The organism is Streptomyces sp. NBC_00038 (assembly GCF_026343635.1).
Classification (GTDB): domain Bacteria; phylum Actinomycetota; class Actinomycetes; order Streptomycetales; family Streptomycetaceae; genus Streptomyces.
On sequence record NZ_JAPELQ010000001.1, the window covers coordinates 7,587,464 to 7,609,465 of the forward strand.

Here is a 22,002-nt window from a genome sequence, read left to right on the forward strand (position 1 = left end):
GGGCTGACCTCGGCCCGTACCCCCGGGTAGGGTGCGGATCCATGGGTGGCGAGAGCTCGACAGATACGGCCGCGCGCGGCGGCACACGCAGTACCCCGGCGGGCGGCCGGACCGGAGAAGTGCTGTCCGGTGTCGCCGTCGCGCTGGGCCTTGTGCTGTTCCTCGGCGGGTTCGTCTGGGGGGCGGTGGTCTACCGGCCGTACACCGTGCCCACCGGATCGATGACGCCGACGATCAACGCGGGAGACCGTGTGCTGGCGCAGCGTATCGACGGCGGTGAGATCCGGCGCGGCGATGTCGTCGTCTTCAAGCAGGCCAGCTGGGGCGACGTACCGATGGTCAAGCGCGTGGTCGCCGTCGGCGGCGACGAGGTCTCCTGCTGCACGGACGGGAAGCTGACCGTCAACGGGAAGCAAATCGAAGAACCGTATCTCCCCAAGGGCTCGGCGGCCGAGATCACGAGCATCCCGACCGTCACGGTTCCGGACGGCAACCTGTTCCTGCTCGGTGACGAGCGCAGCGGCTCCCTGGACTCCACCGCCCACCTGACGGACGCCGCCAGTGGGACCGTCCCCAGCAGCGCCGTCGAGGGGCGGGTCGACGCCGTCGTCTGGCCCATGAACGGCATGCTCAAGAAGCCGACCGGCTTCGAGACGCTCGGCGGCCTCTCCGAGCCGGGGCCGCTGCGCCTGATCGTCGGCGCGGTGGTTGCGGGCGCGGTGTTCGTCATGGGCGGTGCGGCGTACGGTCCGATCGCCAAGCGGGTCGGTCGGCGCGGCCGGGCCCGGACGGAGCTCGCCGGTGCCGGCTGAGGTGTCGTACGACGGGAGTCCCCACGAGTCCGGGACCGGGGCCCCGGACGAGTACCAGGGCGGGCTGCGGAAGGTCGCCCGGGTGGTGCTGCTCGACCCCGACGAACGGATTCTGCTGCTGCACGGGCATGAACCGGACGACCCCTCGGACGACTGGTGGTTCACGCCCGGCGGCGGTCTGGAGGGCGAGGAGACGCGCGAGGAGGCCGCACTGCGGGAACTCGCGGAGGAGACCGGTATCACCGAGGTCGAGCTGGGCCCGGTGCTGTGGCGGCGGAGGTGTTCCTTCCCGTTCGCGGGGCGTCGCTGGGACCAGGACGAGTGGTACTACCTGGCCCGTACGGCCAGTACGGCCCAGCCGACGCCGGTCGCCGCCGGGCTGACCGAGCTGGAGCGGCGCAGTGTCGCCGGAGCGCGTTGGTGGACGTGCCAGGAACTTAACCAGGCACATGAGACGGTGTATCCGACCAGACTCGCCGAGCTGCTGCGCAGGGTGCTCGACGAAGGTCCCCCGGCCACACCCGAGATCCTCGACACCGAAATCGTCTAGGGGCTCGCGGGGCTGGCGCACAATAGGGGGACGCACGGCTGAAGGGGAACATGCCATGAGCGCCGAGGACCTCGAGAAGTACGAGACCGAGATGGAGCTGAAGCTCTATCGGGAGTACCGCGATGTCGTCGGTCTGTTCAAATATGTGATCGAGACCGAACGGCGCTTCTACCTCACCAATGACTACGAGATGCAGGTGCACTCGGTCCAGGGTGAGGTGTTTTTCGAGGTATCCATGGCGGATGCCTGGGTGTGGGACATGTACCGGCCCGCTCGCTTTGTGAAGCAGGTAAGGGTGCTCACGTTCAAGGACGTGAATATCGAGGAGCTGAACAAGAGCGATCTGGAGCTGCCGGGCGGCTGATGACGCGGGGTGACTGTTCGTCGGGCGTCCGCTCGTGAGGCGGGCGCCCGCTCGTGTGAGTGACGGACTTGTCCACAGTCGGGCGCTCGTCAACCAAGATCCAATAGCGGGCTGAAATGGCCGCAATGTTGGCGCCGGAGGTGGTGCCGACATGAATACACGCAACGCACAACGCAGTGCACTCGGCAGGTACGGCGAGGATCTGGCCGCGCGGCGGCTGACCGAGACCGGGATGACGATCCTGGCGCGCAACTGGCGCTCCGGCAGGGCCGGCGAGATCGACATCGTGGCCCGCGACGGCGACGCGCTGGTCGTCTGCGAGGTCAAGACCCGCAAGGCGGGAGCCTTCGAACACCCGATGGCGGCAGTCACGCCGACCAAGGCACAACGCCTGCGCGGCCTGGCCGAACGCTGGCTCCAGGAACACGGTGGAGCACCACCGGGCGGCGTCCGCATCGACCTGATCGGCGTCGTACTCCCCGACCGCGGCGCGCCCGTGGTCGAGCATGCGCGGGGGGTGGCCTGATGGGATTCGCCCGTACGTGCTCAGTGGCCCTGGTCGGCGTCGAGGGCGTCGTCGTGGAGGTCCAGGCGGACCTGGAACCCGGTGTCGCGGCGTTCACCCTGGTGGGACTGCCGGACAAGAGCCTGACGGAGAGCAAGGACCGGGTCCGGGCTGCCGTGGTGAATTCCGGGGCGTCGTGGCCGCAGAAGAAGCTGACGGTCGGGCTGAGCCCGGCCTCCGTCCCGAAGGGCGGGTCCGGGTTCGACCTCGCGGTCGCCTGCGCCGTGCTGGGTGCGTCCGAGCGGATCGATCCGCGGGTGCTCGCCGACATCGTGATGATCGGCGAGCTGGGGCTCGACGGACGGGTCCGGCCGGTGCGCGGTGTCCTGCCGGCGGTCCTTGCCGCTGCCGACGCGGGCTATGAGCAGGTGGTGGTGCCGGAGTGCGCTGCCGCCGAGGCCTCTCTCGTGCCGGGGATCTCGGTGCTCGGGGTCCGCAGCCTGCGCCAGCTGATCGCCGTGCTCACGGACGAACCGGTGCCCGAGGAGGATCCGGACGAGCATGGGCGGCCGGATCCGCTGCTGGCGGGACTCTGTATGCCGGGCACGGGAGAGGCGACCGGCCTGTGCGGTATGGCTGTGCCGGAACACGACCAGGGGCACGACCTCGCCGACGTGGTCGGCCAGATGTCGGCGCGCACCGCCATGGAAGTCGCGGCCGCCGGAGGACACCACGTCTTTCTTCAAGGGCCGCCCGGTGCGGGCAAGACCATGCTCGCCGAGCGGATGCCTTCGCTGCTGCCTCGCCTCACCAGGCAGGAATCCCTGGAGGTGACGGCGATCCACTCCGTGGCAGGTCTGCTGCCACCGGGCAAACCGATGGTCGACATCCCGCCGTACTGCGCGCCCCATCATTCGGCGACGATGCAGTCGCTCGTCGGAGGCGGCAAGGGGCTTGCCCGGCCCGGCGCAGTGTCTCTTTCGCATCGAGGTGTGCTCTTTCTGGACGAGGCGCCGGAGTTCAGCAGCTTCGTGCTCGATGCCCTGCGGCAGCCTTTGGAGGCGGGGCATGTCGTGATCGCACGCAGCGCCGGTGTCGTGCGTTTTCCGGCGAAGTTCCTGATGGTCGGCGATTATGCGGGTGCGGACATGTTCAACCCGGGGTGAAGGAGTTGTCCGCTTGGCTGAGGGATACGGGCTCGATCCGCTACAGGAGGGCTTGCAGCCTGGCCCTCGGTAACGTTCTGTGATGTGCGGATACCGGCGCGGGGGTACGCCGCGGCGAAGAATTTCCGTCGGAGCGATGGCCGATCTGCGGGCGCCGTCCGATCATGCGGAGGGGCCAGCGGGCAAGGCGTACCCGCTGGGCACGGATAAGTGAGTATCGGAAGGCGTGCGCGGTCGGACGGCCGGTGGGGCACGGGCTGTCCAACCAGCTGTGTCCCGGGGCGCTGGCCGACTACCAGGATCGGGCGGAGGCCTTGGCAGCGATCGGCCCGGAATGGAACCCCGCAGTGGCGGCTGGACTGGCAGCGCCACTACGCCGGGGTGAGCCGGGCGGGGTGCAGTTATCGGACCTGGTGCCTGGCGTCACAGTGCGCGGGCATTGGCTGCATCGGTAACGAACGCACGTCGTGTGGCAGGGCTGATGCCCGAAGCGTGAGCGTCTCGCTCAGCTCGGCGTATAGCCCTTCCCTGCCCAGGGAGGGAAGGCGCCGCAGAACGCCGCTGGAGACGTCTCTGGGAGGCCTTCGAGTGGGGCCTTGCGGTAAGTCTGTGACTGCTCCTGGTTGGACAGGGAGAATCGGCACGGTCACGTTGGCCCGTGAAACTGAGCCCGGGAGCTGGCACCGCCTCGGCGGTGCCGGCTCTTCGTGGTCTGCTGAATTAGGCGGCGCAGCGGGAACACCAGTGGGTGATCCGCCAAGTCGGCGGCTCATCGGTAGACGCTGCCGAAGCCTCACTTCGCTGAGGTTGCACGGTAGATGACTGCCTGGAGTGGGTGACATGCTTCGTGTATGCGGATTCCTGTGGAAGTGCGCCCCGACTTCATCGAGAAGGTTGCCCGTCGCACGGACCCTCTGGGAGCCGTAGAGGAGCTGGTCTGGAACAGTCTGGACGCTGACGCCACCGACGTTTATGTCGAGTTGGAACTCGATGACTTCGGCGGTGTCCAAGCGGTTGTCGTCAAGGACAACGGCCACGGCATTCCGTCAGCGACCGTGGAATCGGCCTTCAAGGGAATGGGCGGATCATGGAAGCGGACCGCGCCGGGCACCGAGAGCGGTCGGCAGTTGCACGGCCGCCACGGCTACGGACGCTTCCGGGTTCTCGCGCTCGGCTCAAATGCCACCTGGACGTCTGTGTCGGAGAGTCCCAGTGACATGACCGAGGTCGTCATTCGCTTCCAGGACGGGGACAGTGACTTCGACGTCGACGAACGCACGCCGACGTCGCCGCAAAAGCCCGGCACCATCGTGCGCGTCACCGGCGAAGCTCAGCGTAAGCAACGTCTTACTGCCGAGAGAGCCCGCGAAGAGCTGACCAGCCGACTGGCGATGTACCTAAGCAAGTACCCTGCCGCAACCGTGTGGTGGTGCGGCACTGCTCTGGATCCCAGCGAAGCGATCGAGGGACAGCCTTTCGAGGAAGTGCTGGACATCGGGATCGACACCGGAGGCCCGGGACCACTTCTGCGCATCGTCGAGTGGAAGACAAAACCCCCGCGACGGGAGCTGCTCATCTGCGATGACGTCGGCGTGCACCGTGTGACGTTACTGGCGCAGATCCAGGCACCCGACTACGACTTCACCGCCTACGTGCTGTGGGACAAGTTCGCCAATCTGACCGACCATGACCTACTAGAAGGAGAGTTCGAGCACTCGGACTCCCTGCTCGGCAGCACAGTGAAAGCCGCGCGGAATCGGCTGCGCACCCACTTCCGCGAACAGGAGCGGGAGCGAACGCGGAAGCTGGTGCAACAGTGGATCGAGGAAGGCGTGTACCCCTACAGCGGACAGCCAAGCGGCCCGGTGGAGGTAGCTGAGCGGGACACTTTCAACGAGGTGGCCAGCCTCGTCAGCCGCCAGCTGAAGGGACCGAAGTCGGCGCGCCGTACGCAGATGGTGCTGCTACGCGAAGCGCTGCGGCGTCAGCCCACCGCGATGCCGAAGGTCCTCGATGAGCTCTTCGCGTTGTCGGGGCCGCAGAAGGAGCGGCTGGAGGACCTCGTTGATCGCACCCCGATGGCGAACCTGATCGCCGCGAACGCTGAGACGATCGACCGGATCGACGCCCTCAGTGCGTTGCGCACACTGCTGTTCGAGTTCGAGTCCCGGTACACCATGCGGGAGAAGGACCAGCTGCACCGCATGCTGGAAAAAGAGCTGTGGATCTTCGGAGACGAGTATGGCCACGCCGTTTCCGAGATCGGGCTGACGAAGGCGCTCAACCGGCACCTTCCACGCCTGGATGGCAGGACCGTGCCCCAGCAAAGAGTCCAGCTTCACAACGGAACGAGCGGACGACTCGATCTCTTGCTCTCCTGCGTTTCCGGTGCTGGCCGTACGAAGCAACACTTGGTCGTCGAACTCAAGCGCCCCCGCACTGTGCTGTCCGAGACGGAAGTCGCTCAGATCAACAGCTATGCCTACGCCGTCACCACAGACGAGCGTTACCGACACGATGATCAAACTCATTGGGAGTTCTGGCTGGTCGGCAACTCCATTGATGGCGTGGTGCAGTGGCAGCACCCCGACGGCTACGTGAAGAACGACGACCGGGTGACCATCCGCATCATCACCTGGGGCGCAATCATTGACGCCTGCGAGGAGCGGCTGCGCAAGCAGCGGGAACGGCTGGACTACGCCTCCGACCAGACACACACAATCGAGTACGCCCAACGCGTTCACTCGGACGCCGATGTCGTTCCTCTTCTTGCACCCCGGGAAGACGACAGCGCCTGACTCTCTGGGTTACTACACCTCGATTGTGCCGGGCGCGCGGGGCCGCCGGCATCAGCGTTTGATCCGGCCGCGTGCCGCCAGTGCGGCCAGCCCAAGGAGGACTGGTTCGCTGAATCGGCTGAACATCTCGATCCAAGTGCCAGCGGTGGTGAGGTCCTGGTCGCTGGAGCGGAAGATGACGGAGTTGAGCACGACGTGCCCGGCGTCCTTCGCGCGGTCGGCGGTCCACCGCTGGCCGAGGGGTCCGGACAGGTTGGGGTCGTCCTTGTCGATCACCAGGTGGAGTCGGCTGCCAGGGGTGGGCATGGTTCCGGTCGCTGTCTGCTTCGGAGTCGGATTGGGCAGGCCCCACAGCATCATCAGCACCACGGTCAGGGCCATCGCCACCCCGAGGGCGGCCAGGGCCCGGGAGGCGCGCAGGCCGTAGCCGGAGATCAGCCAGTAGGCGTGCAGCAGGATGCGTTCGCCGAAGGGGGTGTCGTGGTCCAGGCGGCGCATCTCCATCTCGCCGTTATAGAAGTCCGCCGCGCCGGGCTCGTTCTTGCCGTCCTCCAGGGCCTTGCGCAGCTGCCGGTAAGTGGCGGCCAACTCCTTGGGCCCGGGGGTCACGGCCGGGTCGGGGTGGGCTGGTCCGGGCTGCCAGCCCCGGGTCTGTGCGGTACGGCGGCCGGGCAGGGGCAGGGCGCGCCAGTGGTGCTCTTCGGCGATGGTCCGGCGGCGGGTCCAAGGGGCCGGCGGTTCGTCGAAGGGGACGTGTCCTTCGAAGCGAAGCTGGTCGAGGTGATGGGCGCCGGTGAACAGGCAGGCCGACAAGTCCACTCCGGACAGCGCCAGGAAGGCGGCGTCCACGCCCGCCAGCATGACGATCAGTGGCCGTGGGTCTTGCCCGGTCAGCGGGTCTTCGGGGAGCGGGTCGTCGTTGAAGGAGAACGGCCGGGGGTGGAAATTGATGGCGACGGGCTGGGAGAGCACGGCGTCCTGCAGATTGACGTCGGCGTAGCGGACGTCGAGGGTGAGCGCCGTGTTGATCTGCGCCGCCTGAAGGAGAACTTGCGCGGCGGCGATCCGGATGCGGATCGGGCAGGTCAGGACGGCCTGGCTCAGATCCAGCACGCCGCCGCAGACGATGGGGCCCACCAAGGGCCCGGTGAACGTCGTGTCGGGGAAGTCGACATCGCCTTTGAAGCGGGCCCCGGCGAAGACGGCGTCACGGCCGAACGTCACCTCGTTGAACCGTGCCCTCTCTTCGACCTGTACCGAGACGAAGACGATCCCGTCGGTGAACGTCACGGCGAGGAAGGAAGCCTCGCCGAACATCTGGGCGCGGGAGAACAGGGCCCCGCCGGAGAACCTGGCGTGCTCGAAGTCGGCGTCCGAGCCGAAGAGGGTGTCCTGGAACCACGCAGAGCCTTGGAAGTCCGCGTGTTCGAAAGCGCCTCCCATCTCGAAGACGGCTTCCTCGAAGACAGCGTCGCGGTTGAAGGTGACCTCGTAGAACAGGGCGTCATCGGCGAAGTGGGCGAGCCAGAAGAAGGCCTCGCCGGTGAACGTGACACCCGTGAAGTCGGCCAGCTCGGGAAAGCGGGCGCGGCCGAAGTCTGCCTCACCGAAGGTGTTGCCGACCGCTGCTTTGAGCTCTTCCAGCAGTTCGCGGGTGAAGGGCACGCCTCGGCAGTCCACCGCAGCGCCGGGCGATAACGCCCCGAGCGCCTGCCTGCGTTCCTCCGGTTCCAAATGGGCCAGGCACCGGTCGTACGGCTCCCACGGCACGCCGAAGCAGTTGCCGCGGTCGCCCGGGAAACCGCAGGCATGCCAGCGAAGCCGGGGATCGTCACTCAGGAAGGCCAGAATGGGACCGCCCGCGTGTATGAGGTTCACCGGGTCTGCAAGGCGCCGCTGTCGATGAGGCCCTGGATGTAGGGCGGCCAGTCCCGGGTGAGGCTCTGGGCGACGCCGTCGTGGACGTCCTGGCGCATCTGCGGGGTGACGTGTTCGACGTCGCCGCCTGGGTAGTGCAGGCGCAGGCCTTCGCGGCTGGCGTCACAGAGGATGGCGTGGGCCTTCTGCGTGAGCGTGAGGTAGAGCTGAGGGACCTGCGCGCTCAGGAGTTCGTCGATGACGGCGTCGTAGTCGATGCCGAGGTCTGGCCAGGTCTTGCCCTGCTTGTCGAGCCACAGGGTGACGTCGGAGAAGAACACGGCCTTGCCCGGGCCGTCGTTCGGGTCGCGGGCCAGGCCGGTGGCGAGGTCGAGCGCGATGCCGGCGCCCTGGCTGACGAGAGAGCGGGGGATCATCGGCGGCGCGATGGCGACCGCGCACTCTCCCCAGCCGTCGCGGGTCTCCGCTGGCCAGGGCAGCCCCAGCACGAGCCAGCCCGCCGGTGACAGCAGTGAGGTGCTCACCGAACTCTTCCCCCTTGATGGTGTGATCACTGGCTTCTGATCTTTTCGCCTCAAGTGCCCGGCGAACAAGGCGGTCCTCGGCCACCGTCAGCAGTTCTCGCGGATCTCGATAGCGCGGAGGCGCCGCCCAACCGTTGGGCGGCGCCTCCGCGCTATTCGTCTTGGCTCGGTTTCAGGGCCGACGGCTGCGGTGGGCCACGAGGTCGGTCACGTGCGCAGACTGCTGGACCCGGCTGCGTACTTCCTCGTAGTCGAGGGTGAGCTGGCGCAGTGCCTCGGCGTAGATGGCGAGGATGCGGCGGAGTTGAGCGTTCTCGCGGCGCAGGTCGGCCATGGCGTCTTCCGGGGCCTTCTTGCGCTTAGTGTCCTGTTCCGGCTTGGGGAGGTTGCGGTGGGCGTCGGCCTGTTCCTGGAACCAGGTGATGAGGTGGGGGAAGTTCCGGTAAAAGGTGGCGTGCTTGACGTCCAGCCGCCGCTCTACGGCTGTGATGGTGGCGCGTCGGCCGGTCTCTTGGGCCTCGCGGAGCACCAGGTTCATGGCGAGCTGTACTTCGTCGTCGGTGAGGGTCGGCCCGGTCACCGTACGGTCTCCTTGGTCGTGCTCGTCGGGATGTTGTTGGCGTCGAGGAACTCGCTGAGTTCGGCGCGGCGCTGTTCCATGCGGTCCCGCACGTACGGCGCGAGGATGACGCCGTTGGCAAGCGCGCGTTCGAGCCGCTGGAGCCAGGCGAGGAAGGCGTCGGCGTTCTCGGCGGTCAGTGCGACGTTGCGGCACTTGAACGGCTGGCAGTCCGCGAGGGACGGCCCGTCGGAGTCGCCCCGTCGGCACAGGGCGCGGTCGGGGTTGTAGACGCAGGTGACGAACTTGCCGGGATAGATGTGCGGGTCATGTCGATTCATGTGGCGGGCCAGCCGCTTGTCGTCGGTGATGACCTTGCCGAGGAACTGGACCTCGCTCTCCAGGGCCGCGAGGCGGGCCTCGGCTTCCTCGGCGGCCGGACCGGCGAGCCGCTGCGGGGATGGGCTAAGGATGATGTCGCCGAGCTTTTCGCCGCGGGCGATGGCCTCCTCGGCCTCGACCTCGGGGCGGAAGCCAGAGGTGGAGGTGCCGGCATATCCCTCGAACATTTGGATCGAGTGGTGGCGGTACTGGATGGCGCCGGCGATCGTGCCGCCGGGCTGGCGTGCGATGCACCAGGCCAGCGTGCGGCGGAATTGCCGGGTCAGGAGGTTCCAAGGGCGTTCGTTGACGTCCGGGATGCCGTCGGGGCGGCCGAGGCGGGCGCAGTAGGAGTTGGTCCACTCGATGAAGTAGGCGAGATTCCTCCGGGTAGTCCCGCTCGTCTGGGCGGGGTTGGCCTTGGTTTTCGGGTGGGCGCGGGACGAGGGCGGCACGGCGAACAGGAACGCCTGTTCGGCGGGCTGGAGGGCTTCGAGGATCTTGATGGCCTTGGCCACGGAGGCGTTGACGATCCAGGTGGCCTCGACGCCCTCGGGGGTGCCTTCGCCCTTGAAGGCATGGCTGGTGATCCGGTACCGGACGGGGCGGTCCTCTTCGTCGCGCCAGATGCTCAGGCAGCCGCGCTTCATGTGCTTGACCTCGCTGTCGCGCATCCCGGACAGGTAGGCGATCACGATGTAGCAGGCGGCCTGCAGGAGCCGGGCGTAGTTCTCGGTGGAGTCCCAGCGCATCGCGGGCAGCCAGGGCTGCCCGCCGAGCGTGCCGCGGACGGGGGTCCGCAGGTAGGTCGTGTCGTCCAGGCCGAGTTCGTTCACGGTGGCGTCGATGAGCTGCCGGTGCTCGGGCTGCTTGTTGAGGGTGCTGACATGCACGCGGGCCTCGCGGGCGAGCTGCTTGAGGTTCACGGTCACCGGCACTTTGACGGCCGTGGGGCCGTAGGTGGTGCGGGGGAGCGGCCGACCCTCGCGGCGGTAGCGGGCCAGGACGGTGAGCAGCCGTTCGTGCGGTGTCTCGCCGTTGACCGTGCCCTTGAACAGGGGCGCGGAGCGGGCCTCCTGCCAGTCCTTGAGACCGCGCAGGATGTCTTCGGCGAAGTCTTCCACCCAGCGCAGGGCCCAGGTGAGCAGCGGGCCGAGGACCTCCTCGGGGATGCGGTCGGTGGCGTTCTCCCCGGAGCCGCGGCGGGTGCGTCCGCGGTTTCCGTACGTGGTGGGGTCGTCCCACACGATGTACGGGTCGACGGTGAGGGTGTCGCCGGTCAGCTTCGTCCGGTACACCCACAGCTGGCGTACCGTGCCGCGCTTGTTGGACTTGTTGAGCAGCGAGCGCCGGGTGGCGTCGATGAAGGCGCGGTAGGCCTCGAAGTCCTCCAGGGTGAGGGCACTGAGCGCCGTCACGCCCCGCTGGTCGGCCCAGCGGAAGAACTCCTTGAGCTGGCTGAAGCGTCCGCGGATGGTGATGATGCTCAGCTCGGGCTGGCCGTCGGGGTGGTTGTGGCGCAGGAGCGCGAAGAAGAACTCCTTGGCGGTGTGCCGGAACTGGGCGGGCAGGGTGAGGAAGTTCAGGCTGAGGGCCTGCTGGTGCTGCTGGTGTACGGCCGGGGTCAGGTCCCACTTGTCGTCGCCGAACCGTGCGGTGTCGGCGAGCCGGACGCCGGCGGTCAGCGGGCGCTTGGCCAGGACGAGGGCGTCGTCGGCGATGCCCCGGATGAGGGCGCGGGCGGTTGCGGTGGTCATCAGTTTTCCTTGGGTACGTCGAGCAGGTCAAGGCCGAGGTCCTGCGGATCGGCCTTGGCGGTCTGCTCGCGTTCGGCGTCGGTGAACTGCGGCAGGATCAGGCGGGTCAGCGCGAGCCAGGTCCGGCCGTGCTCGTTCACCCATGTGTCGATGTCCATGGACTGCCGGGCTGCGTCGAGGGTGTCGACGAGGGTCAGGAGCGCGGGAAGGTGGTCGTGGGTGATCAGCGCGTTGGGGCAGCGCAGGCAGGTCAGGAACGACACGTCGCAGCGGCCGTCGCTGAACGGGCTGTGCTCGATGTCCAGGCAGGAGCTGGCGACGGTGTCGAGCTGCCCGCCCAGGGCCTGGCGCAGGGTCTGCGGTGTGGTGCCGAGGGCTGCGGCGGACTGCTCGGGGTCGTGGGCGAGGGCCTGTGTCTGGACGGCGTTCAGGACGTGGGGCCGGAAGCCGCGGGCGTTGTCCTCGGCCTCGTTGATGGCGGTGGTGAGGATCTCGTCGGCCCATTCCCTTACCGTGGGGTCGCCCTTGAGGTAGTTGGCGAAGGAGACGTCCAGGGTGTTGGTGCGGGATGCGGACGGCAGGTGCCCGCCCATTGCCTTGGTGGTGCGTACCTCAACGGTGGTCTTCAGCCGGTTCATGTCGATCGGCAGCGGGTTGCCGGAGTCGTCGAGCAGGCCGTGGCGCTGGCCCCACTGCTTGAGTCGCATGACGCGGCCGAGCCGGTTGGCGTAGGGGTCGATGTGGCCGAACGCGGCGGCTTTGGTCTCCCAGTCGACGCCCTTGGTGCCACTGGCCCCGGTCCAGATGCTCCAGATCCGCTGGCCGTCGGAGTAGCGCCGCCCGCGGGCGGTGAGCTGGTGCAGCAGCAGGTAGTAGCCGCCGGGGGTATGGAGCTGGCGGCTGTTGTTGCCGCCGGTCTCCCAGTGCACGGTCTCCCGGGTGATGGCCTTGGAGCGGCGCCGCTTGATCAGGTTCACGGCGACCGCCCGGTCGTCCAGCATGCGGTGGGCGTGCGGAAGCTCCTTGATCGTCTCAGTGTTGCGGCCGGTCAGGCCTACGGCGAGCAGGGTCAGCGGCGCCAGGTCGGCATCGGTGAGAAACAACCGCCGGGCCAGGTCCATGCGCCCTTCGATGATGTGCTGCCGCAGATGGGTGCGGACCGCTGGCACCTTCCCGGTGCGGTCCATGGTGTCCAGGTGCTCGGCCAGGAGGCGCTCCTCCGGGCTGAGCGCCTCCGGTGTGGTCCGGAAGGACTCCAGCAGCCGCTCGGCCTTGCGGATGCGGTCCCTGATGGCCACGACGTCACTTCGGGCGGCGGCCATCAGGTCGCGGAACTCACGGTCGGAGTAGCCGGGCACACTCTTACCGGCCTTGCGGCGCGTGTGGCCTGGGCGCCGGATGTAGTCGCGCATTTCCGGAGACAGGAGGCTCGACGGTGTCACCTCCTGCAGAAGCCGGCGCAGGCTGGACAGCTCGGACATCACCGCGTTTTCCTTGGTGGACTCCAACCGGTGGAGGCGGTAACGCTCCAGGTGCCGCACCGTCAGGTCGCCCAGGGACTTCGGGGGCCGCGGGAGGGCGTCCAGGAAGGCAAGGAAGCGCCTGATCGCGCCGAAGTCGTTGTCCGCGCTGCTCTTGGTGCGCAAAGTGCCGGTCGGGCCGACGCGGACCGCAAACGCGGAGGCGAAGTCGGCGTGGAAGGCAGGGAAGGGCAGTTCGGCGAACGAGGACTCCCAGCGGCGGCCGTCCTCGCCGGTGAACGCCACGGTCAGCGTCACGGGGATGCTGGCCCGGGCCACTTCCGGCTCGTAAGCTCCGTCGGGCATTGCGGAGGCGCGGCCCTTGCCCGGCCTCGCGGGGGCGGAGCCCGCCGCCGGCGCTACCCCAGTGGGGGTAGCGGGGATGCCTTCGAGGAAGGCCCTCAGCACAGCGGAGAGCTGCTCATACGGGGTGACGTGCTGCAGCAGCTGGCGGACCAGCGCGACGTGACGGTCCGCCCACTTGCGGGCGTGCGCCAGCCGCAGACTGGAGCGGAACTCATCGAGGTGGGCGGGAACCAGCTCGGTCACCGAGCGCGGCGGCCGGTCCTGCTTGGCCAGGTGCGTCAGGAAGTACTGCACGGCTGCGAACAGCGTGGAGCCGACGGTGAGCGATACCCCCTTGCCCGCGGGCCCGAGTTCGGCGCGGAAGGCTGCCGCCAGGTCCAGGTGCAGTCCGGGCAGTGGCAACGGCGTGAAGTCGAACGCGCGCCGGGCGCCGTCCGAGGCGATGAACGGCACGATCAATGGGTTGTCCGGGTCTTCCTCGTGCCGCCGGTACGCGTACTTGCTCCGGCGGTCCTCCGGCAGGCCCGGCCATGCCTCGCCCGCGCCGAAGTCGGACGCGTCCCGGGACAGAGTCAGGTAGCCGCGCAGTTCGGAGGTGAGTCGCTCGCTCGGGTGGATGTGCCGCAGTAGGCGGCAGACGTCCCACAGGACGGTGCGGGCCGTGGTGAGGGTCGTGCTCTCGATGCGGAAGTACAGGAGCTCTCTCATGTGCTCGGGCGTCAGATCGCCGACGGACGTCGGGGGCTGGTCGAGCTCGGAGAGGAAGGCCAGGAACCGTACGGCCGACCGGAACAGGCTGTCGGCCGACTTGACCGAGTTCAGCACCGTGCACCGGGCCCGGAAGGCGGCGGCCAGGTCGGTACGGAGGCCGGGCAGTGGCAGTGAGGCGAACGAGAAGACTTCCTGGGCGCCGTCGGGGGCGGTGAACGGCACGTCGAGCGGACCGAGCGCGCTCACGGTCTGAGCGGCATCATGGGTGCGAATCAGGGGCGCGGTCATGCGGGGATCGCCTCCACAACGGGCTTCTTGGTTTCGGACGAGTCGACGGCGGCGGGCTCCCAGGCGCTGGGGATCAGGGCCAGGCGGGTCTCCATCTCCAGCTCCTCCAGGGTGTGGAGGTAGCGCATGGTGGTGACCACGCTTTGGTGACCCAGCCGGATACGGACCCAGTTCAGCGGGTCGCCGAAGACCATCTGATGGGTCATCCGCTGACCGCGATTCATCGCGGCCATGTCCTCGATGTGGCCGCGCCAGAGCTGTTCCAGGGTGATCACGGCAAAGCTGTGGCGCAGAGCATGGGGGTGAGCCCTCAGCTGCTGCCGGTGGCGCTCGCAGCGCCGGTTGGCGGCCTTGAAGACCTCCTGCCAGCAGGAACGGCCGCTGGGCAGCCCGCGCTCGTTGATCCACAGCGCGGCCGGTTCCAGCCCGTCCGGGGTGTCGATCAGCAGCCGTCGCCGCTCGGCGTGACCGAGCTGGTCGACGGTCAGATCCTCACCGTCGACGATGACCCTCGGGTCGGCCCGGTTGGTGATGATCAGCGGGTTGCGGATGCGCTCGTACACCCCCGCGTCGCGGGCGTCTTCGACGGCCTCGGCCCGCTCCTCCTCGATGTAGTCCCACACGGCTTTCAGTGAGGAGGCAGGGAAGTACACCCAGCGGGCGGAGCCGTACTTGGCGAGCCTCCAGGGCAGCCAGCTGCGGACGTTGGCCTTGCCCGGCACCTGGTGCGGGACCTCGAACAGCGACAGTGAGGTCTGCTCGCACAGCCGCAGTCCGGTGCGGATCATCAGATCGGAATAGGTGGCGTTGCGAGCGCCGAAGCGGCCCCGAAACGAGCGGTCGCGCAACCCGTCGGGGGTGTAGCCGCGCAGCCCGATATCCCGCCAGGCCCGGTACATCTCCGGGGTCAGCCACACGATCTGGTTGCGGGGCCCGGTGTGGGAGGCCTCGGCCGGCGTGGTGCCGCCGCGGCGGCGGCCGTGGGTGTCACGGGCCCGGCTCTCGCGCTGCAGGATCGGGTTCTCCGCCGCGTACTTCCTGCGGGGGTGGATCGCCCAGGTGTAGAAGGAATTGACGGTTGCGACCTCACGGTCCCAGGTGGACCAGTCGACGTGCGGCCCGCGCGGGTCCGCCGTACGCCACTGCTTGTAGGCGGCCCGGTCCTCCGGGGTGGCGTGGCGCCAGTCCTTGCGGTGCCGGCTCTTCCACAGGAAGGACAGCCACATCTTCAGGTCCGAGGCGTGCGCGCGCTGCGTGCCCTCGGGGGCGGCGGCCAGCTGCGTGAAGTACGAGTTCAGTTCCACGTCGTACCGGCCGTCGGGACCGATCAGGTACGGCGTGCCGTCGAGGATGCCGTGCTCATCCAGCCACTCGTCCAGGTCCCACAGCGTGGAGATCAGCGGGTCCGGGGCCTGCGGCCGGGGCAGGTCGTGGCGGGTGTAGAACACCCGCCAGGCAGATTCGGTCATGGTTCCTGTCATCTGGTGCGGCGGCCGGACGGCGCGGGGCCGTCCGGCGGGCGAACGGGGAGGCCGGGAAGCGGCGTGGTCAGCCCTGGCGGCGGCGCACGGTGGCGCGGATAGCGTTCAGACGTACGGCCAGCGGCTCGCCGCTGTCGCTGGTCAGCCCGTGCCTGCGGGCCCAGACCGTCAGCAGGGCGGACGTCGAAGAGAAGGACGGGGCGGCAGGCTTGCCACCGCGCCACACGCTCCAGATCACGGGCGAGCCGGTGAACTCCCTTCCCCGGGCGGTGAGCTGGTGGAGCATCAGGTAGAAGTCGCCGGGGTGGTGCAGATGGCTGTCCTGGCCGCCGTGCAACGGCCAGCGGACCGCGTGAGTCCTGCGGGCGCGGGCGTCATCGACGGCGATGGTGACGGCCTGGCCGTCCACCGCATGCCGGGCGGGCAGTGAGGTGATCTCGCTGGATCGCAGTCCGGTCAGAGCGCCGGCCAGGACCAGGAGCGGGGCCAGATCGCTGCCGCCGAGGAACAGCCCCTGCGCGAGGGTGGCGAGCGCGGTGCCGTGCAGAGACCGCGGGATCTTCCCTGTCCGGGCGGCCGCATCCAGCACGGCGCCCTGGGCGATGGCGGTGTGCTCCTCCAGGTCGGCGGACGACTCGACCCCGGCAGGCGGGGACGGCGGGGCGGCCCGGAAGACGGTCAACTGCTGTTCGCACGCGGCGATCCGCCGCTGGATGGCGGCCACGTCCTTGCGGGCGGCCTCCAGCAGAGCGGCGAACTCCGTGACCGAGTAGACGGGCGTGGTGCTCAGTGCAGAGCGGCGCGGAGCCAGCCGGGCGGGGCGCTTGACGAACTCGCCGACGGAAGGGTCGAGGACCCCGTAGGGGGTCTCGCCCAGTACCCGGCACAGCCGCTGCAGGTCGAGGCCGACGCTCTCGGCGCTGCGGGCACCGCGCTGGTTGGCCGTGTACTCATGCAGGTGCGTGCGCTTCAGCTCAGCCAGGGACGCGGGAGCCGCGTTGAAGGAGTCCAGGAACCCCAGGAACCGCCGCATCGTCGCCCAGTACGCATCGGTGGTGGGGACGGTCAGCACCCGGCCACCCCGGATCACGCCGCGGAACCCCTCGGCGAAGTAGCGGTGGAGCTCGGGGCAGGGCAGATCGGCGAAGTCGTAGATGCGGGAGCGGCCGTCCTGGGACACGGTGAAGATCAGGGTCTCGTCGCGGCTGATGCCCGAGGAGTCGTTGCTGGACATGTCGATGCCTTCCTGTACGGCCGCTGGGGCCGCAGGGGTAGGGGCTGCCGCCCGGCCGCACAGGCCGCCGACGAGGCGGGGGCCGGGGCCAGGGACGGGGGTAGCGAGGAAGAAGGAGAAGATGGGAACTGGTGCTGGCGGTGCGCTAGTTGGCGTGCCAGTCCTGGATGGTGACCTCGGCGCCGCCCCAGGAGGCGGTCAGCCGGATCTGCCAGCGTGTGCCGTGCTCGTCGACGGCGATCAGCTCGGCCGGGGTGTCCTCGGCCGCCGCAGTCAGCACCATCGGTACCGCCGCGGGAGCGTCGAGGTGGCCGCCGGTGGCGGCGAACAGCGGCGGGGTGAGGAGCAGGCCGGCGCCGATGCCCACGGTGGGGGCCTGGGCGGTCACGGTGCGGGCGATGCCCGCGACGGTGATGGCCACTGTGCGCGTGGCGTGCGTGGTGTCGGCGGCGACGGCCGCAGCCTCGCACGGGCAGCCCTTGTGCTGCGGCGAGGCCCGTTGCCACAGCTTGTCCTGGCAGACCCGGGCGGTGTGACAGGGGCAGCCGGGGCAGTCGGCGGGCTGCGGAGCGACCCACTCGGGCCCGTCGAGGTGGGGCGTATACCAGTCGTCGTCGTAGCTCACGCGACCGAGTCCGCAGGCTCAGACCAGGCCAGGCGGCAGGTGCGGGCGCCGAGCTTCTTCAGCGCGGCCTCCAGAGCCGACGCGGCCCGGGCCGCCTCGGCGGTGACCTGGGCCGACGCGTCCATGTGCTCGTCCAGCGGCACCGCGTCGCCCATGACGTCCAGGCGGACGTTCCCGGCCCGGTGCATGCGGGCCAGGGCGCCGCCGGTCTGCTCGATGGCCTGCGGCAGCCGGACGGCGAGCAGGACCAGGGCCTGGACGGCGTCGTCGACATCGCCCGGGTAGGGGTAGGCGGCGGCGTCTTGGGTGCCGTGGTTGAACGAGCGGATCCGGTCGGCTGCCTCGGTGGCAAGCCGTGCCGGACTCCTCCGATGCTCGGGCATGATGGAGCTCTCCCTGTCTCGTGAAGCGGGATGCGGGGCCCGGGACGGCCGTCTCGTCGCCAAACTCGTCGGCCGTCTCGGGCACTACGTCACTCTGACCGGCCCGGATGAGGGCATGCCAGTCAACGTCACCCGAGGTGTAAATCCCCCCGGGGAATCGGTGCTTCCCCAGTAAAGAGGGTTCCCCCGTGTGGGTCAAGTGATCCCCTCGGGGAATCGTCTAGACGACTTGCTGAGGGCTCGCCAGGCCGCGTTGCCGCAGGTCCAGTTGGGTGTGGCTGTGCCTACGAAGCGGTGGCGTTAGCTGTGCGGACAACGGACAACCCTGGATCGGCCATTTCGGATGCGGCTCCGGCGGCGGGCCGACCGGCAAAGTCGGACCTCCCGGACTTCGCTGTGGGGTCTTGCGTTCCGCGTCATGTGCCAGGGGCTGTGCCCCGGGTTTTCGTGTGCTGCCTCATGGCCTGACCGCCCCCGCAGTCTCGCGGCCGTGTCACTTCTTCGGCGCGGGCCTCAACGCGCTCCTGCGCTGTAGGGCTGCAGTCCTGCGGTGTCGACAGGCTCGACTTCTTGCTAACGGCCGGGGACTGTCAGACCCCGCCGATATCCTTCGAACCGTCAGGTCCGTTACTCCATACGGAAGGTAGGGGTACGTGGTCGAGCGCGATCCGCAGAGACTCTTCAGCCAGTCCCAGCGCAACATCCTGTTCGACCTCGCCGAGGGGCGGTGCCAGCGGTGCAGCGCTGCCCTGGGCGACGGATGGCAAGCCGATCACATGGTCCCCTGGGCGGATGGCGGCCGGACCGAGATCGAAAACGGGCAGGCTCTGTGCGAGCTGTGCAACAGGAGAAAAGGACGTCAGGTGCATTACACCGACGAGTTCGACCCGCGGCCGTTCCAGCGGGAAGTGAGCGACCAGGTCTTCGATCGCATCCACGCCAACGAGAAGCTGACGGTCGTCCTCGCTTCCCCGGGATCGGGAAAGACCCTCGCCTACCAGGGAACGGGCACTCGTCTGTTCCGTGCGGACCTGATCGACCACGTGGCCATCTTCGTCCCCCGTGTCTCCCTCGCCGAGCAGTGCGAAACGGGCTGGATGTACCAGCGCACCGGCAGCATGCACGGCCTGTGCACACTGTTCGATGCCACCAAGCGCCTCGGCAAGATCCGCCACAAGGTCAAAGAGAAGCCGCTGACGCCACTGAGCGAGCCGGGAAGCGGCTTCGTCTCGACGTACAGCGCCCTGGTCACCAACGCATCGGTATTCCTGGAATGGGCACGCCGGCACGAGGGGCGCTTTCTCCTCGTGGCCGATGAAGCGCAATTCTGCGGCGACTCGAAGGACGAAGAGGGCGGCGGCACGAAGGCCGGAGAACTCATCAAACAGATGCATGAGTTCTCGCGCCACGCACTGCTGCTGACGGGCACACCCAACCGGGCGGACAACCAGCCCCTCATCCTGGCCGACTACGAGCCGCACCTGACCAACCCCCGGCGCCGGGTGCTCATCCACCATGCAGAGGCCAGCTACGCCAACGGCATCGCGGAAGGCTACCTCCGGAAGTTCGAGATGCAGCGCACCAATGCGCGGGTGGCCAAGCGCACCCTCGGAGCCCCGGACACGGGTGCCGGTGACACCCTCCTCGAATACAACCTGTCAGACGACGGCAGCGAACTGATTCCTGTCCTACGGGACGAGAAGGTTTGGAAGCCCCTTGTCGACGACGTGGTGAGGGCCGTCCGGGACAAGCAGAAGTTCAATACTGCGTACCGCGGACTGATCTCATGCATGCAGCAGGCCGACGCCAAGAAGGTCCAGAAGTACCTTCAGCAGCGCTACCCGGACCTCCGCGTAGCCCTCGCAGTGTCCTCGGACGCCAACGCCCCGCAAGAGCTGGCCGACTTCAAGGTCAAGCAGATGGACCTTCTCGTGACCGTCAGGATGGCGTTCATCGGGTATGACTGCCCACAAATCACCGTGGTCGGCATCCTCACGAACTATCGTGACGGCGGCCACCTGAGCCAGCTCGTCGGCCGAGGCCTGCGTGTCTGGAAGGACATGCCGCCGCGTGAGCAATCGTGCGTGATCGTTGCGCCGGACGACCCGAAGATGCAGGGCTTCCTGGATCTGCTGCGCGAACAGAACGACGAAGGCGTGAAGATCTTCGAGGAGCGCGAGGAACAGGAGAAGTCCGAAGGAAGCGAGCCGGTTCAGGAAGAACTCTCGTTCATCGAATCCGCCGTCGCCACGGACACCAGGGCAGCCAGCAACGAAGTGGACATGGACGCGGACGAGACGCTGATGGTCGAGCACATCAAGCGCGCCGTCGACTCGGCCGAAACCGTGACCACGCTGAAGCGGGCCATCGAGCTGGCCGGCGTCATGCTCAAGCAGAACCCCCCTGTCCCGGCACCGCGCCCTCAATCCGACGCGGAAGCCGTCGCCGGAGCCCCGAAGACGGAGCGCCAGGAGATCGCCGACTTCAACGCCAAGACTTCCGAGGCGATCAACCAGTACCTGTACCGCAGCGGAGTGAAGCCGGGGTCCTCCGGCTACCAGGACGCGGTGATGAAGGCGACGGCGCGCGTGAACGAAGTGTCTTGTGCCGCCGGAGAAGCCAATACCGTGGAGAAGGCCAGCAGGCGGTTCCGCGCTGCTCTTGCCCTTCAGTAGGAGAGGACCATGACCGTCCGCATCGATTCGAACAACTACCTCACCGACGAGCAGCAGCAGGTCTACCAGCTCCGGGAGTCTTTGGAGCGCAATGGTGGCACGCCGGTTGGGTTCCTGGAACTGCTTGCCGCGGTGGTGACGGACGGGACGTGGCAGAAGGTCCCCTCCGGCGTCAACAAGGACGAACCATTCACGGAATTCGCCGAGTTCATCGAGGCCAAACCACCCTTTGGTCTGGGAGCCAAAACCGAGAACGTGCGCATCCTGCTCCAGATCCGCCATCCTCATGAGGGCGTTGCGCGCATCCGGGAGCAGATGGACACGATGCGCGCGGAGGTGGGGCGGCTTCTTGGTGCGGACCCCGAGGAGGGCCCGGTTGCCCGCGACGCCCGGCACTTCGGTGCCTATGCCCGATCAGGTGGCTGGACCTTCGGCTTGATGGTCGCGCGCAGCGTCAGGCCGGGTGCCAGTACTGGCGGGTACCGGGACAAGCAAGATCATTCTGATCGCAACGAGCGCACCGGTCAGGATGATCAAGGGAAGGTGTCGGCCAACAGGTTCGCTGTCCTGGCTGGTACCAGCGCGCCACGAGTCATGCGCTTCTACCGGGCATGGGAACGTGCAGCGACGGCCGGAGTGGTCCCTGCATTTGATCAGCTTGTCCCGGGCCTCGATGTCGAACTCCCCGCTGCCGAACTCTGGGGGGAGTACTTCACGAGGTTCGAGCAAACCACTGGCAGGCGCGAGAGCATCGCACAGCAGGCGGAGGCGGCAGGCACCAGCTACACCGAGGCCGTGAAGGTGGCACACAATCCCGCTGCGCTGCGGACCGCCATCCTTGGCGATGCCAAGACAGCTGATGCTGCCCGCAAGGCGCTGGTGGATCGTATGGAGGACGATGTGGACCTGCGAGCGAACCTGGCTCGCACGGTTGCCTCGGATCCCGAGCTGAAGAAGGTCGTGGCGAACGAGAGCCGCCGTGCTGAGCGAACCGAGTACGTACGCCATGTCGCCGAGGGCGGGAAGGCTAAGACTGCCGCCGGCCGGGTCGTTGAACTTCCCGAAGAGGTTAAGGCCAAGGCCGTCGAACATCTCGCCGTGGCCCAGGACCCCCAAGCCACACCCGAAGCAGTCGCTGAAGCGTATGAGGGAGTCCAGCGGCTCATCGAGGCGACCATCGAGGCTGACCCGAAGTCCCAGGCAGATGAGCAGCGAGCGCGTGTGCGGAAGGTGCTGATGAGCACCTTCAAGAGCATCGCTTCGGTGAGTGAGGTCCCCCTAGCGGACATCGCTGATGAGGAAATGATTCGGGAAGTCTCTGAACTCCAGGATTCGGTAAACGCGTTGGCCGACCTGGTCGCCCCGAAGATGGGCAGTCATCTCCGGGCGGTCGGTGGCAAGGCTGTGTGACCACGAGGCAGAGCGGTACGGACGGCCGGTTGGCGGTTGCTACCGTTGGAGCGGAAGCGTGGGGCGCGGGCAGGT

16 protein-coding genes and 1 pseudogene are annotated in these 22,002 nt (G+C 68.0%); 8 read left to right on the forward strand and 9 right to left on the reverse strand.

Translation table 11 applies throughout. The features are described 5' to 3' along the window. Window positions 1-41 precede the first annotated feature (41 nt). The 6 genes and pseudogenes from lepB to OG219_RS34425 all read left to right on the forward strand — a co-directional run bounded on the left by lepB (window position 42) and on the right by OG219_RS34425 (window position 6,195). Window positions 42-812 (forward strand): signal peptidase I, encoded by a 771-nt coding sequence (gene lepB / locus OG219_RS34400; protein ID WP_266833149.1) that lies wholly within the window; start codon window positions 42-44, stop codon window positions 810-812. Window positions 813-876: 64 nt separating this feature from the next. Further along, the gene (locus OG219_RS34405) at window positions 877-1,362 is read left to right on the forward strand and encodes an NUDIX hydrolase (RefSeq protein WP_266836333.1); all 486 of its coding nucleotides are present in this window, start codon (window positions 877-879) and stop codon (window positions 1,360-1,362) included. 55 nt (window positions 1,363-1,417) lie between these two features. Further along, complete coding sequence (locus OG219_RS34410; protein ID WP_003965949.1) at window positions 1,418-1,726, forward strand: DUF2469 domain-containing protein; 309 nt, start codon at window positions 1,418-1,420, stop codon at window positions 1,724-1,726. Between the two features lie 151 nt (window positions 1,727-1,877). Then, window positions 1,878-2,252, forward strand: a complete 375-nt coding sequence (locus tag OG219_RS34415; RefSeq protein ID WP_266833150.1) for a YraN family protein — start codon at window positions 1,878-1,880, stop codon at window positions 2,250-2,252. After that, window positions 2,252-3,358, forward strand: a pseudogene (locus tag OG219_RS34420) (YifB family Mg chelatase-like AAA ATPase); the annotation flags it as partial. The gene OG219_RS34415 and the pseudogene OG219_RS34420, both read left to right, overlap by 1 nt. A gap of 890 nt (window positions 3,359-4,248) precedes the next feature. Further along, window positions 4,249-6,195, forward strand: a complete 1,947-nt coding sequence (locus OG219_RS34425; RefSeq protein ID WP_266833152.1) for an ATP-binding protein — start codon at window positions 4,249-4,251, stop codon at window positions 6,193-6,195. A 51-nt stretch (window positions 6,196-6,246) separates the two neighbouring features. On the opposite strand, the gene OG219_RS34430 is transcribed toward OG219_RS34425, so the two are convergent. The 9 genes from OG219_RS34430 to OG219_RS34470 all read right to left on the reverse strand — a co-directional run bounded on the left by OG219_RS34430 (window position 6,247) and on the right by OG219_RS34470 (window position 17,842). Further along, window positions 6,247-8,073, reverse strand: coding sequence for a pentapeptide repeat-containing protein (locus tag OG219_RS34430; protein ID WP_266833154.1), 1,827 nt, complete (start codon window positions 8,071-8,073; stop codon window positions 6,247-6,249). Then, entirely contained in the window at window positions 8,070-8,597 is a 528-nt protein-coding gene (locus OG219_RS34435; protein ID WP_266833156.1) for a hypothetical protein, read from the reverse strand. The genes OG219_RS34430 and OG219_RS34435 overlap by 4 nt, the downstream gene beginning before the upstream one ends. Before the next feature lie 172 nt (window positions 8,598-8,769). Then, window positions 8,770-9,177 carry a hypothetical protein gene (locus tag OG219_RS34440; protein ID WP_266833158.1) on the reverse strand — a complete coding sequence of 136 codons (408 nt, stop codon included), beginning with the start codon at window positions 9,175-9,177 and terminating at the stop codon, window positions 8,770-8,772. Continuing rightward, window positions 9,174-11,294 carry a hypothetical protein gene (locus OG219_RS34445; RefSeq protein WP_266833160.1) on the reverse strand — a complete coding sequence of 707 codons (2,121 nt, stop codon included), beginning with the start codon at window positions 11,292-11,294 and terminating at the stop codon, window positions 9,174-9,176. The genes OG219_RS34440 and OG219_RS34445 overlap by 4 nt, the downstream gene beginning before the upstream one ends. Then, entirely contained in the window at window positions 11,294-14,119 is a 2,826-nt protein-coding gene (locus OG219_RS34450; RefSeq protein ID WP_266833162.1) for a hypothetical protein, read from the reverse strand. Before OG219_RS34450 ends, OG219_RS34445 begins: the two co-directional genes overlap by 1 nt. Next, entirely contained in the window at window positions 14,116-15,588 is a 1,473-nt protein-coding gene (locus OG219_RS34455; RefSeq protein ID WP_266833164.1) for a site-specific integrase, read from the reverse strand. Before OG219_RS34455 ends, OG219_RS34450 begins: the two co-directional genes overlap by 4 nt. 79 nt (window positions 15,589-15,667) lie before the next feature. Then, window positions 15,668-16,834, reverse strand: a complete 1,167-nt coding sequence (locus OG219_RS34460; protein ID WP_266833166.1) for a hypothetical protein — start codon at window positions 16,832-16,834, stop codon at window positions 15,668-15,670. A gap of 145 nt (window positions 16,835-16,979) precedes the next feature. Beyond that, entirely contained in the window at window positions 16,980-17,459 is a 480-nt protein-coding gene (locus OG219_RS34465; protein ID WP_266833168.1) for a hypothetical protein, read from the reverse strand. Further along, entirely contained in the window at window positions 17,456-17,842 is a 387-nt protein-coding gene (locus OG219_RS34470; RefSeq protein WP_266833170.1) for a hypothetical protein, read from the reverse strand. The genes OG219_RS34465 and OG219_RS34470 overlap by 4 nt, the downstream gene beginning before the upstream one ends. Window positions 17,843-18,495: 653 nt before the next feature. Between OG219_RS34470 and OG219_RS34475 the strand changes: the two genes are divergently transcribed. Continuing rightward, entirely contained in the window at window positions 18,496-20,517 is a 2,022-nt protein-coding gene (locus OG219_RS34475) for an HNH endonuclease (protein ID WP_266833172.1), read from the forward strand. 9 nt (window positions 20,518-20,526) lie between these two features. Then, window positions 20,527-21,927 (forward strand): hypothetical protein, encoded by a 1,401-nt coding sequence (locus OG219_RS34480; protein WP_266833174.1) that lies wholly within the window; start codon window positions 20,527-20,529, stop codon window positions 21,925-21,927. Window positions 21,928-22,002 lie beyond the last annotated feature (75 nt).